Raw genomic sequence first — 11,955 nt, forward strand, 5'->3', positions numbered from 1 at the left:
GCCACGCAGCATGATCCGTCCTAGACTCGTGGAATGACCGAGCCTGACGCCACGATGAGTCCGGAACCCCTGCGCACCGTCGAATTCGCAGCCACCGACACGCTGCTGCGCGAGGACGTGAACATGCTCGGCGCGCTGGTCGGCGAGATCCTCGCCGAGCAGCGTTCGCCGGAGTTCCTCGGGGAAGTCGAGCGCCTGCGCCGCGCCGCGATCGGCCGCCGCGAAAGCAATGCGCCCGTCGCGGAAATCGCCCAGGTGCTGCAAGGCATCGAACTCGACCACGCCAGCGACCTGGTCCGCGCCTTCGCCACCTACTTCCAGGCGGTGAACCTCGCCGAGCGCGTGCACCGCATCCGTCGCCGCCGCGACTACGAGCGTCGGGACGCCGCGCCGCAGCCGGGCGGCTTGCGCGAGGTGCTGCGCGCACTCGCGCGCCAGGGCGTCAGTCGCGAGGAGCTGCTCGCGCTGCTGCCGCGCCTGCGCGTCGAGCCCGTGTTCACCGCGCATCCCACCGAGGCCGTGCGCCGTGCGCTGCTGAAGAAGGAGCGCGAGATCGTCACCTGCCTGATCGGGGACATCGACCGCGGACGCACCCCCGCCGAACGCCGCGCCGACCACGAGCGCATCCGCCTGGCGCTGACCACGAGCTGGCAGACCGAGGAGGCGCCGTCGGCCAAGCCCAGCGTCGCCGACGAGTTCCAGCATGTCGGCTACTACCTGTCGGACGTGCTGTACCGCGTGCTGCCGGTGTTCTACGAAGTGTTCGAGGACGCGTTGCACGACACCTATGGCGACGCGCCGGTACCCGACGTGCTCGGCTTCGGCAGCTGGGTCGGCGGCGACATGGACGGCAATCCCAACGTCGGCGCCGAGACCATCACCGCCGCGCTCGCCGGCCAGCGCGCGCTGGTGCTCGCCGCGTACCGGCGCGACCTGCTCTCGCTGGGCGAAGCACTCAGCCAGTCGCTCACGCGTGTGGGCGTGTCGGACGCACTGCTCGCCCGCATCGGCTTCTACCTCGAGCACATGCCTCGGGCGGCGGCGAAGCTGCGTCCCAGGCATGCCGACATGCCGTATCGCAAGCTGCTCACCTTCATCTACGAACGCCTGTGGGCGACGCTGCACGATGAGCCCGAGGCCTACAGCGATGCCGCCGAGTTCGCGGCCGACATCGCGCTGATCGAGGACAGCCTGCGCACGCACCGCGGCGAGCACGCCGGCGGCTTCGCCGTGCGGCGCCTGCAGCGACGGGTGGCCTGTTTCGGTTTCCACCTCGCCAGCCTCGACCTGCGCCAGGACTCGGCCACGCACGACGCGGCCATCGCGGCCCTGCTCGAAGACGCGGACTGGTCGGGGCGCAGCGTGGAGGCGCGCACGCAGCGCCTGCACCGCCTGCTGCGGGACGAAGGGGTTTCCTCGCAAGGCAATGCCACCTCGCAATCCAGCCTCGAGGTATTCCGCGCCGTGGCGGCGTTGCGGCCGCGCTACGGCGAACGCGCCTTCGGTCCCTACATCATCAGCATGAGTCGCAACGCCACCGATGCGTTGTCGGTGCTGGCGCTCGCGCGCATCGCCGGATGCGTGGATGAAACCCGGGCCAATGAAACCCGGGCCAATGAAACCCGGGCCAATGAAACCCGGGCCAATGAAACCCGGGCCAATGAAACCCGGGGCGCCGTCCCGCTCGACATCGCCCCGCTGTTCGAAACCGTGGACGATCTCGACGCCGCCGAGGACACACTGCGCGCGCTGTTCGCCGACCCGCTGTACCGCGAACATCTCGCCTCGCGCGGCCAGCGCCAGGTGGTGATGCTCGGCTATTCCGACAGCGCCAAGGATGGCGGCCTGCTCGCCTCGCGCTGGGCGCTGCAGCGGACGCAGGTCGCCTTGACCAGGCTCGCAAGCGACAGTGGCGTGCAGATCGCGTTCTTCCATGGCCGCGGCGGTTCGATCAGCCGCGGTGGCGGCAAGACGGAGCGCGCCGTGATCGCCGCGCCGCGCGGTTCGGTGGACGGCTACCTGCGCCTGACCGAGCAGGGCGAAGTCATCCACCGCAAGTACGGCATCCGCGCGATCGCGCTGCGCAATCTCGAACAGACCACCGGCGCGGTGCTGCGGGCGACCCTGCGTCCGCGCGTGCCCGAACCGCGCGAGGACGACTGGCGCGCGCTGGCGACCGAACTCGCGCGGGACTCGCGCGCGCATTACCGCGCCCTGGTGCACGACGATCCCGACTTCCCCGCGTACTTTCGCGCGGCGACCCCGATCGACGTGATCGAATGCCTGCGCATCGGCTCACGGCCGAGCAAGCGCGCCGGTGGCGTCGGCGTGGTGCGGCCACCGGGCATCGCCGCGCTGCGTGCGATTCCATGGGTGTTCGCGTGGGCGCAGAACCGCTCCGGCCTCACCGCGTGGTACGGCGTCGGCACCGCGCTGCAGCGCGCGCTGCAACGGCACGGTGTCGAGACGCTGGCGGAAATGGCCCGCGACTGGCCGTTCTTCAACACGCTGGTCGACGACGTCGAGATGGTGCTGGCGAAATCGGACCCCGGCATCTTCGAACGGTACTCGCTGCTCGCGAGCCAACTGCCGCAGGGCGACCTGCACGCGCAGTTCCATCCGCGCATCGCCGCCGAGTTCGAGTGCACGCGCGATGCGGTGTTCGCGATCAAGGGCAACACCGAGCTGCTCGCCGACGACCCGCGCCTGCGCCGCTCGATCCGCCTGCGCAATCCCTACCTCGATCCGATCAGCGTGCTCCAGGTCGACCTGCTCGCGCGCTGGCGCGCGGGCGGCAGCGTGGACGATGCCATGCTGCAAACGCTGATCGCGACGGTGAACGGCATCGCGGCGGGCATCCAGAACACTGGGTGAAGGCGGGCGCTTGTGCGCCACTGGCGCACGCCCGCCTGAACGCCCTTGCGCTATGCGCAAGGGCCGGAGGCTCACCCCTTAGCCAACTGCCCCGACAACTGCTTCAACCTATCCAGTTCCGGCTTGTTGAGGCGGCGTGCGTAGCCCGGCATGCGCCTGGCACGTGACAACACCTGTTCGCACACGCCACGCGCCTTGTCGAGCTCGCCCCAGCCCTGCAGGACCTCGGCATAGCGCACGTGCGCCTGGAAACCGCTGGCGTAGCCGATCAGCGTCTCGAATTCGCTGCGCGCCCGGGAGCGATCGCCTTCGGCGGCTGCTGCGCGTGCGCAGGTGATGTGGCCGTCCTGCGAGCGGAAGTCGGGACGCTTGTGAATCAGTTCGTCGAGCAACTCGCGCGCGTGCGTGGCATGGCCCGATTCCAGCAGCGCGCGTGCCAGCCGCACCTGGATGTCCGGATCGTCGCTGTGGATGCCGCGCAGCGCGGACTGGTACTGCGGCACCGCTTCCGACGCGCGACCCGAGGCCAGCAGCGCATCGGCCAGGCGCAGGCGGTTGTCGGTGGTGGCGGAATCCTCGAAGGCCTCCTGCGCGGCACGCAGTTCGCGGGTCGGATCGAGCACCTGCTTCACGCCGCGCACCAGCGCGTGGCCATGGCGCGTGTAGCGCATGGACGGCAACCAGACCGTCAGCGCGTACACCAGGCTGCCCAGCCCGGGGAATGCAAACAGGATCATCAGCCAGTAGCGTTCCTGCCCGCTGCGCACGGCGTGCATGGCAAAGAAGATCGCGATGACCACGTGCAGGCCAAGGCCCAGGATTGGCATGCCGGTTCTCCCCCAAATGACCACGCGGAGATGGCGCGCCGCGGCGGAGGATTGTAGCGGTCCGGTCGTGGTGGGTCAGGGGCTCGCGGCGGGGCGCGTGGTTTCGTTGGGACGGCGGTCACTGTGCTCCGCACGGAGCAACGTGGGCCTAGAAACGCGAGGCCGTGAGCGGCGTGTCCGCCCACTGCCAGGCGGCGCGATAACGGCGCTCGCTGTCGGCGGCGGCCACGGTGTCGCCGGTGGCGCGTTGCGCCTGCGCGAGTCCGAACAGCGACCAGCCGTTGTCCGGATAGGTCTCGAGGTCCTGGGCATAGGCCTGCGCGGCTTCGCGCGCGTGCCCGGCCTGCAGCAAGGCCGCGCCCAGGTAGGGGCGCACCGGCAGTGGCCAATCCGCGGGTTCGTTGTAGTCGAGGCGATCTTCCGCGGCTGCGGCCTCGCGTAGCGCGGCCACGCCCTGGCGCGTGTCGCCGCGCCGCAGCGCCAGTTCGCCACGCAACAGGGCTTCGGCGACCGGCAGCAGGCGGCCGGCCGCATTGTTGCCGGGCTTCGGCTTCTCCATCGGTTGCCTGGCCACGTCCTGCAGCGACTGCAACTCACTCGCAGCGGCGGTGAGCTCGTTCTTGCGCACCTGTGCCATGCCCCGTGCGAAGTGCCAGATCGCCGTCGGATAAGGCAGCGCCGCGGGGGGCTGCGCCTGCGCGAGGATCGCGTCCCACTGGCCAAAGCGCACCTGGGTGAACAAGGGCATCACCACGTACTGCTGCATGAATTCCAGCTCTGCGAGCCGTCCACGGTCGGCGCGTTGCGCGGTCTGTTCCGCGGCTTGCAGCGCCAGTGTGCGCGAACCATGCAGGCCGGCGGTCATCGTTGCGAAGTGCCAGTTGTGCGGCACGTAGCCCAGCGGATAAAGGCCATTGCTGCCGCTGCACACGCTGAGGAACGCCTTGTCGGCGGTCGCGGCGGCGAAGTTGGAGAGCGTGGCGTCGTGGTAGCGGCCGGTGCGGATATAGATGTGCGCGGGCATGTGCACGAGATGGCCCGAGCCGGGCGCGAGCGATGCCAGCTGGTCGGCAAGTCGTTCGGCCCGCTGCGGCGTCTTCGATGCCTCGACCGCGTGGATGTAGTAGTGCACCGCGCCGATATGCGCGGGATTGCGGGCGAGCACGCGCTCGAGCGTCGCGGTGATTTCGCTGGTCTGTCCTGTGGGTGCGCCATCGCGGGTCCAATACGCCCACGGCGACAGGTCCATCAAGGCCTCGGCGTAGAGCGTGGCGGCGTCATCGTCGTCGGGAAAACGCCGCACCACGTCCGCCATCGCCGACGCATACGCCTGGTCGAGCGGCATGCGGTCCGACGGCGTGGGGTCGGCATAGCGCAACTGCAGCGCCTCGATCAGGGCGCGGTCGCGCGGCTGCGCGTTCGCGGCCAGCTCCAACGCACGCCGCGCCAGGGTGGCGGCCGGTGCGGCCGCTTCGGCAGGCATCGGGAGATTGATGTTCGGCCCCAGCACCAGGGCCTGGCCCCAGACGCAGATCGCGCACGACGGGTCCAGGCGAGAGGCTTCGGCGAAGGCGCGTCCCGCGGCTTCGTGGTTGAAGCCGTAGGTCATGCGCAATCCCTGGTCGAAGTAGCGTTGCGCGGCGGGGACGCGCGTGCCGATGTCGCGATGCAGTTCGCCGAAATTATCGAACAGGGCGACCGGGGAAGCCGGTGCGGTATCCCGCGGGGTGTTGCCTTCGCACGCGGCCAGCAGCGCGAGCAACAGCATCACGAAGGGAGTCGCGGGGAAAGCGGGTGCGCGGCGCATGGCGGGCTCCTGCGGGTGGCATGGGCATAAACGCGGGCCCGGCCGCTGGTCGGACAGCGGCGTGCCCGAAGGCTATCCTGCGGCGTCGCCAGCCGGCGGCCAATACGGAGGGGAGTCCGATGAAGCGTAATGCCTGCTGGATGCTGCTGACCCTGCTGATCGCCGCGCCGCTGTCGGCGCAGAACGTCGGCAACGTGAGACCGATGATGGCACCGGGCAACGTCAACGCCATCCAGATCGACTACAAGCAGCAGTGGGAAAAGGAACGCGACAAGAACCAGCAGCTGCGCAACGAGAATGCACAACTGCAGTCGCAGCTCGCCGAATGGACCCGCAAGGGCGGCAGCCTGGTGCACGCCTACTGCGAGACGCCGACATTGAGCGTGACCAGTGCCGGCGCGCGCAACGACTGCGCCGCCTCGGGTTACGGCTGTGAGCCGGTCAGCGGCCTGTGCCGCACGATGGTGCGCAGCAGCGACCAGTGCGCCCCCGGCTTCCTGATGGACGTCGATCACTGCGTGCCGCAACCGCGCTGAGGTCCAACCGCTTCGCGCAACTGCTTCACCTACCCCGCCAGCTCCAGGTCGGTGTAGGCGAAGCGTGCTTCGCGTAGCACCCGCTCGCCGCTGCGCAGGACGAGCGGGTGCGCGAACATCGGTCCGGCGTGCACGCAGGTATGGAATTCGCCGCGTTCGCCGCAGGGATCGACCGCCGCCGGCAACTCCGCCAGCAGGGCGGCATCGAATTCACGTCCGCTGTATTCGCCCGCGAGTTGCGTCGTGTCGACGCAGCACAAGATCGCGCGCAGCCCGCCGGCGATCATGTCCTGCGCCAGTGCGCTCGTGTCGGCACCGAACAACGGCGTCTCGATGCGCCACCCCAGCCGCGCGCACAGCGCCTCGCGCCAGGCACGCACGTCGGCAAGGAAGAGGTCGCCGAAGGCGATGGTCTCGAGTCCTGGCCAGCGCACGCGCGCCTGCGCCAATGCGTCGGCGAAGGCAGCTTCGTAGGTCGCGTTGTCGCACTGCTGCGGAATGCGCGCCTCGATCAGGGGTAGTCCGGCCGCTCCGGCCTGTGCCAGCAGGATGTCGCGGCGAATGCCGTGCATGGCGATGCGTTCGTAGCCCTCGGTGACCGTGGTCAGCAGGCCGACCACCTCGACGTCGTCGCGGTTGCGCAGTGCGTGCAGGGTCCAGGCCGCGTCCTTGCCGCCGCTCCAGGACAGGAGGATGGGGTGTCGGTGCATGGCGACAGCTTAATCGGGGCTAGGGGCGATGGCCGCCCGGAACCCGGGCCCAGTGGCCGCCCCTGCGTTCAGCGCGCGTTATGCACTTTACGGGGCATGCGTTCGTGCCCGGGGAACGGTTAATGGCGGGTTTGCCAGTCCTCGCATTCGGTCGTGATCGCCGCTGGGCCGCGCATCTGCAGCGCGTGCTCGGGCCGCGGGGCGAACTCGACTGGTGCGGCGTATTCAGCGCCGAGACCCTGCCCCCGATTTCGGTCAGCCGGCAGGCGATCTGGCTGCTGGACGGTGACGACCTGCGTACGGCTCGGTTACCCCAGGATGAGGGCGAGTCCCAGCGGATCTACTGCTTCCGGCATCCGGACGTGGCCAGCCTGCGCAGCTGTGCGCGGGTAGGGGCAAGCGGCTGCCTGGAGAAGCAGGCGCCCCCTGAGGTGCTGCTGCGCGCCCTGCGCGCCGTCGAATCGGGCTTGTTCGCGGTCGACAGTTCCCTGCTCATGCGCGCGCTGGCCGCGGAACGGCGTGCCCCGGCACCGGTGCACAACCTCGGCCACCTCACCGATCGGCAGCGTGAGATCGTCCATTGGGCGGCCATGGGCATGAGCAACAAACAGATCGGCCGCCGCCTGGGCATCAGCCCGGAGACCGTGAAGAGCCACCTTCACCAAGTGTTCGAACGCGAAGGCATCAGTGGCCGCGTGGCCCTGCTGGCGCTGCATCGGCCCGACCAGAAGGCCGCCGCCGACGCCTCGATGGTCTAGACGGGCGCGGCCAGCGGCCGTGGGGCGACCCGTCTTGTTCAGGCCGCGGTGACGTCGCGCAGTTCCCAGCCACCACCGGCAAGCAGCCGCAGGCGTTGCTTGAGTACGTTGCCGGGAATCGAGCTGGTGACGACCAGCACCACATGCAGGTCATCCTGTCGGCCAATCACCGTGGCATCGGGGTCCGTTGCGGCGAAGGACGGATCGACATCGTCGGGATCGTCCTGGCGTGCGCGCCAGCGATCGAACAGCGACGTGGTCCGCAATGCGTCCTGGAACTGCGCGGCGAATTCATCCGCTCCATGGGCACTGAAGGCGAGTGCCGGATCGCTGCCGCGCGCGCGCGCCGGCTCGGGCAGGCTGATGTAGTAACGGGTCGCCATCCGGAAATCCCCTTCTGGAACTCATTCAGTAGGAACGCATTCGAGCTTAGGACCCGGTCTATTGCGCCGATGTGAATGGGCAATCGCCGCGATCACCGCCGTTGCATCGACCGGCCGTGTCGCCCGGGCCCGCGAACACCGGCCTACAGTTCGACTTTCGCCGTTTCCGCTGCATAGCCCAACGCGAGGCCGCCCTTGCCGACATTGACCATGCCGCTCAGGCTCATCACCGACTCGAACAGTTCCACGTTGTGGGCGCTGCACGCCGCGCGCAGCGATTCGAAGCCGGGCAGTGTGTGCAGTTCGTCGAGTTCGCCGCCGAAGCTGACGCACAGCGTCGGCGTCATCAGTTCGTTGCGCTCGATGCGGCGCACGGCATGCTCGAACAGTTTCTGCGCTGCACTGTCGAAAGTCTTGACCTTGCCGACCGGGCCGGTTTCACCTCGGTTGCAATGCAGGATCGGCTTGATGTCGAAGGCGGTGCCGAGCTTGGCGGCGAGGAAGCCCACGCTGCGGTCGCCGCGTATGCGCGTGCGCTCGCGCATGTAGTTGAGGTCGCGCGGGATCAGGAATCCCTGGGTATGCAGCGCCAGGTTCTCCAGGCGCGCGCGGATCTTGGGCGAGCCTTCGCCGGCGTCGCGCAGGCGCACGCTTTCGACCACGGCGATGCCCTGCGCGGCGAACACATTCTGCGTGTCGATCACGCGCAGCGCGAACGGCGAATGGTTGCCGGCGGCGGCGCGCACCGCCTTGTATTCATTGAGGATGGCGAAGCTCGCCTGCTGCGCGTTGTCGAAGATGAGGCTGCGCGTCTTCGTCATGGTCATGCAGAAGACGAAGTCGTAATCGATGACCAGCTTGCCCAGGAACAGGTCGCGGATCTGGTCGACCGAGAACGGGCTGCTTTCCGCTTCCCAGCCGCGCTCGGCCAGGTGGGTATGCAGGAACTGCAGGGTCGCCTCGGGATTGCGGTAGTCGTCGATGACGGCCGCGCCCATGCGGACGTTGGTGGGCAGGATCGAGATCCGATGCGCCGAGAGGTAGCTGTCCGGCAGGTCGCACGGTGAATCGACAACAAGACCAATACGCATCGAAGCCTCCCCTGTGGCGTCTTCGTATCAAGTAGAAGCAGCATACGCCGAGGAACAGGGTTGCGCCCGTGGCTGCCAAGCTCGTCGTGACGCGTCCTCGTCCTGGCGCGTCAGCGCCGTTGCACGCCGACCGGCAATGCCGACACGCGTTGCATCTCGGGGTCCGCGAGCAGAGCGGGATTGTCCAGCGCAGCAAGCGCGAAGGCGTGGGCATCGTTGCCCCAGAACAACATGCCATCCAGGGGTCCGCCGTCGAAGGCCAGCGTCGGTACGCCATACACACCCGCCGCAACGGCGGCTTCGGTATTCGCGCGCAGTTGCGCCTTCACGGTCTCGGCCTGCGCGGCGGCGGCCTCGATGCCGAGCGCAGCCGCGACCGGCGCGAGCGCTTCGAGGCTGTCGCCGGCGTGGCCCTGCTCCCAGATCCAGTCGAACAGGGCATCCACTGCCTGGTGCGTGCTGCCTGCCGCCACGCACAAGCGCAGCGCGGCAAGGGGATTGAAGGGATGCGCCGGGGGAAAGCGCAGGGTCACGCCTTCCTGCCGCGCCTGCCACAGCACGTGGCGATAGGTGAATTCGCGCTTGCCGGGAATTTCCGCCGGCCCCTTCTGCCCGCACGCTGCGAGCACGGCGCCGAATACGATCGGCACCGGCGTCACCGCCGGCAACGCCTTCACCTTCTGCCAGTGCAGGTAGGAGAACGGCGAGAGGAAGTCGAAGTACCAGTGGGCCGACATGCGCCTACCTCAATGCCACAGTCCGAGGATCACGCCGTACAGCACGAACTGCAGCAGGTGATAGCCGCCATCGATCAGCCACAGCTTCAGGCTGCGCCCGGCGAAGGCGTAGTTGATGCCGAAGCTGGTGGCGACGAAGGCGAAGCCCACCAGTGCTCCATGGTGGAGGCCCAGGTGCAGCGACGGGGCAGGGCCGAGCAGCATGGCGAACGCGATTGCCGCTACCAGGGCCAGCACGAACGCGCTGCCGAAGACGCGGCCGGGATGGCCCGCCGGTTTGCTCGGATCCACGCCGGCTTCACGGCACCACGCGTTCTTGAACAGCGGTCCGTACCAGATGCCACCCAGCAGGAAGGCTGAAACAGCCGCTGCGACCACGGCCAGCCAGTTGATATCCATCGACATGCACGTTCCCCGATCAAATGTTCCCCATGAAGCCGCCAGCATACGGCCGTGCAGGCTTGCGGTGCCATGCGCCGAAGGGGACACTGGCCCGGCAGGGAGGGAGCGCATGAAGACAGCATGGCTGGCAGTGTTGCTCGTAGCTTGGCTTGCATTGGCGCCTGCTGGTGCACAGGCCCAGGCCGGCAACGGCGTGGCCCGCATCGAACGCCTGCAGTACGGCATCGCCGCCACGCGGCCCGAGCAGGTGCGCCTGCAACCGGAAAGCGCCTGGACCTCCACCGGGGAGCCGCACCAGCTGGCCGGTGCGCAGCATGGCAGCGGCTGGTGGCGACTGCATGCGCTGACGGCACGGGAAGCGCGGTTGCTGCTGGTCTACCACCCCTACAGTGCGCGCCTGACCGTGCTGGCGCCGCCGGATTACCGGCCGCAACGCAAGTCGATCTTCGACCGCTCGTTAGATGGCGGGCATTCGCGCCGGGCATTGACCTTCGCCTTGCCAGATACCGCACAGCCGGTCTATATCGGCGTGGAAGATGCGCGCTATCCGTTGCAGGTCGCGGTGCATTCCCCGCAGGACTTCAGCGTCGAGGACTACGGCCACGTCCGCGTGCTGTGGCTCAGCCTCGGCATCCTGATCGGCGTGTCGCTGGTGACGCTGCTGTTCTGGGTGCAGCTGCGCGAGCGCGTGTACCTGATGTTCGCCACGACCATGGCCCTGCAGATGCTGTACGTGCTGCTGGCGTATGGCGATGCCTATGCACTCAGCATGTTCGCGTGGCTGGCGCCGTTCGGCGTCGCCGGCATCTGGTTCATCGCCACCTGTTCGACGATCGTGACGGTGCTGTTCCTGCTCGACTTCGGCGAGTTGTGGCCGCGGGCGCCGCGCCTGAGCGCTGCCCTGTCCATCGTCGGCGCAGTGTTGCCGGCGGCCTTGCTGGGCGCACTGATGGTCTCGGGTGTGTTGCCGGGCGCGGACCGCAGCTGGTTCCCACCGATCGGTAACGCGTTGCTGCTCGCGGCCAATGCCCTCGCGATCATCACCCTGGCCGTGGTGTGGCTGCGGGGTGGACGGCAGGCGGGTTTCGTGCTGATCGCCTGGGTACCGCTGGTGTTCGTCTCGACCGCGCGCACGCTGCAGCTCGCGTCCGGCCAGCCGTTGAATCGGTGGCTCGAATACGGGCTGCCACTGATGCAGGCCTTCGCCGCGGTCGTGCTGGTGCTGGGCCTGGCGCATCGCATGCGCATGTTCCAGCGCGAGCGCGATGCCGCCAAGCAGGATGCCGAACACGATGGCCTGACCGGCGTGCTCAACCGCGCCGGCATGATGCGCCGACTCGACCAGGCCATCGCCGACAGTCGCCAACGCAGGCTGCCGCTGTCGGTGCTGTTCCTCGATCTCGACCATTTCAAGCGCATCAACGACACCCACGGCCACGCCATCGGCGATGCCTGCCTGTGCGCCGTCACCGAGACCATCGAGGAGGAAATGCAGCCCGAGCAGAAGCTGGGCCGCACCGGTGGCGAGGAGTTCCTGCTGCTGCTTCCGGGTTCGGCGCGTCGCCACGCGCGCGACCTGGCCGAGCGCATCCGCCGGGAAGTGGAAGCGCGTTGCGCCCGCGTGCGCGGCGCACCCGTGGCCCTCACGCTGAGCATCGGCGTGGTCGAATGCCAGGCACAGGACGGCGCGACGTCGCTGTTACAGCGCGCGGACGAGGCCATGTACCAGGCCAAGCACGAAGGGCGCAATCGCGTGGTGGTGCTGGACGGCAAGGGTGTCCGCGAGCAGGCGGAACCGGTGACGTCGTGAGCGCGTCGCGCTGAAGTCCC

At 68.6% G+C, this 11,955-nt stretch carries 11 protein-coding genes; 4 read left to right on the forward strand and 7 right to left on the reverse strand.

Annotation, left to right across the window (positions count from 1 at the left end):
- Positions 1 to 33 precede the first annotated feature (33 nt).
- On the forward strand, positions 34 to 2,874 hold the full coding sequence (ppc, locus tag ACXJJ9_RS07880) for a phosphoenolpyruvate carboxylase (protein WP_457096656.1): 2,841 nt from the start codon (positions 34 to 36) through the stop codon (positions 2,872 to 2,874).
- Positions 2,875 to 2,945: 71 nt separating this feature from the next.
- Here the strand turns inward: ppc and ACXJJ9_RS07885 are convergent, their stop codons facing one another.
- Positions 2,946 to 3,701 (reverse strand): tetratricopeptide repeat protein, encoded by a 756-nt coding sequence (locus tag ACXJJ9_RS07885; protein ID WP_457096657.1) that lies wholly within the window; start codon positions 3,699 to 3,701, stop codon positions 2,946 to 2,948.
- A gap of 148 nt (positions 3,702 to 3,849) precedes the next feature.
- Positions 3,850 to 5,508, reverse strand: a complete 1,659-nt coding sequence (locus ACXJJ9_RS07890) for a tetratricopeptide repeat protein (protein ID WP_457096658.1) — start codon at positions 5,506 to 5,508, stop codon at positions 3,850 to 3,852.
- A 119-nt stretch (positions 5,509 to 5,627) separates the two neighbouring features.
- On the opposite strand from ACXJJ9_RS07890, the gene ACXJJ9_RS07895 reads away from it, so the two are divergent.
- Positions 5,628 to 6,044 (forward strand): hypothetical protein, encoded by a 417-nt coding sequence (locus tag ACXJJ9_RS07895; RefSeq protein ID WP_310055159.1) that lies wholly within the window; start codon positions 5,628 to 5,630, stop codon positions 6,042 to 6,044.
- A gap of 29 nt (positions 6,045 to 6,073) precedes the next feature.
- Here ACXJJ9_RS07895 and ACXJJ9_RS07900 read toward each other — a convergent pair whose 3' ends face one another.
- The gene (locus tag ACXJJ9_RS07900; protein WP_457096659.1) at positions 6,074 to 6,754 is read right to left on the reverse strand and encodes a Dph6-related ATP pyrophosphatase; all 681 of its coding nucleotides are present in this window, start codon (positions 6,752 to 6,754) and stop codon (positions 6,074 to 6,076) included.
- A gap of 122 nt (positions 6,755 to 6,876) precedes the next feature.
- Between ACXJJ9_RS07900 and ACXJJ9_RS07905 the strand changes: the two genes are divergently transcribed.
- Entirely contained in the window at positions 6,877 to 7,512 is a 636-nt protein-coding gene (locus ACXJJ9_RS07905; protein WP_457096660.1) for a LuxR C-terminal-related transcriptional regulator, read from the forward strand.
- 38 nt (positions 7,513 to 7,550) lie between these two features.
- On the opposite strand, the gene ACXJJ9_RS07910 is transcribed toward ACXJJ9_RS07905, so the two are convergent.
- The 4 genes from ACXJJ9_RS07910 to ACXJJ9_RS07925 form a co-directional block, all read right to left on the reverse strand.
- Complete coding sequence (locus tag ACXJJ9_RS07910; protein ID WP_457096661.1) at positions 7,551 to 7,895, reverse strand: hypothetical protein; 345 nt, start codon at positions 7,893 to 7,895, stop codon at positions 7,551 to 7,553.
- Positions 7,896 to 8,038: 143 nt separating this feature from the next.
- Positions 8,039 to 8,986 (reverse strand): DegV family protein, encoded by a 948-nt coding sequence (locus tag ACXJJ9_RS07915; RefSeq protein ID WP_457096662.1) that lies wholly within the window; start codon positions 8,984 to 8,986, stop codon positions 8,039 to 8,041.
- 110 nt (positions 8,987 to 9,096) lie between these two features.
- Positions 9,097 to 9,723 (reverse strand): DsbA family protein, encoded by a 627-nt coding sequence (locus ACXJJ9_RS07920; protein WP_457096663.1) that lies wholly within the window; start codon positions 9,721 to 9,723, stop codon positions 9,097 to 9,099.
- Positions 9,724 to 9,732: 9 nt separating this feature from the next.
- Positions 9,733 to 10,128, reverse strand: coding sequence for a DUF1761 domain-containing protein (locus tag ACXJJ9_RS07925; RefSeq protein ID WP_310055167.1), 396 nt, complete (start codon positions 10,126 to 10,128; stop codon positions 9,733 to 9,735).
- A 106-nt stretch (positions 10,129 to 10,234) separates the two neighbouring features.
- Here ACXJJ9_RS07925 and ACXJJ9_RS07930 point away from each other — a divergent pair, with 106 nt between their 5' ends.
- The gene (locus ACXJJ9_RS07930) at positions 10,235 to 11,935 is read left to right on the forward strand and encodes a sensor domain-containing diguanylate cyclase (RefSeq protein WP_457096664.1); all 1,701 of its coding nucleotides are present in this window, start codon (positions 10,235 to 10,237) and stop codon (positions 11,933 to 11,935) included.
- The last annotated feature ends 20 nt before the right edge of the window (positions 11,936 to 11,955 follow it).

The organism is Lysobacter sp. P5_B9 (assembly GCF_054049835.1).

Coding starts and splice junctions, on each gene's coding strand:
- ACXJJ9_RS07895 (WP_310055159.1), top strand. CDS start 5,628: ATGAAGCGTAATGCCTGCTGGATGCTGCTGACCCTGCTGATCGCCGCG.
- ACXJJ9_RS07905 (WP_457096660.1), top strand. CDS start 6,877: ATGGCGGGTTTGCCAGTCCTCGCATTCGGTCGTGATCGCCGCTGGGCC.
- ACXJJ9_RS07900 (WP_457096659.1), bottom strand. CDS start 6,754: ATGCACCGACACCCCATCCTCCTGTCCTGGAGCGGCGGCAAGGACGCG.
- ACXJJ9_RS07885 (WP_457096657.1), bottom strand. CDS start 3,701: ATGCCAATCCTGGGCCTTGGCCTGCACGTGGTCATCGCGATCTTCTTT.
- ACXJJ9_RS07925 (WP_310055167.1), bottom strand. CDS start 10,128: ATGTCGATGGATATCAACTGGCTGGCCGTGGTCGCAGCGGCTGTTTCA.
- ppc (WP_457096656.1), top strand. CDS start 34: ATGACCGAGCCTGACGCCACGATGAGTCCGGAACCCCTGCGCACCGTC.
- ACXJJ9_RS07920 (WP_457096663.1), bottom strand. CDS start 9,723: ATGTCGGCCCACTGGTACTTCGACTTCCTCTCGCCGTTCTCCTACCTG.
- ACXJJ9_RS07915 (WP_457096662.1), bottom strand. CDS start 8,986: ATGCGTATTGGTCTTGTTGTCGATTCACCGTGCGACCTGCCGGACAGC.
- ACXJJ9_RS07910 (WP_457096661.1), bottom strand. CDS start 7,895: ATGGCGACCCGTTACTACATCAGCCTGCCCGAGCCGGCGCGCGCGCGC.
- ACXJJ9_RS07890 (WP_457096658.1), bottom strand. CDS start 5,508: ATGCGCCGCGCACCCGCTTTCCCCGCGACTCCCTTCGTGATGCTGTTG.
- ACXJJ9_RS07930 (WP_457096664.1), top strand. CDS start 10,235: ATGAAGACAGCATGGCTGGCAGTGTTGCTCGTAGCTTGGCTTGCATTG.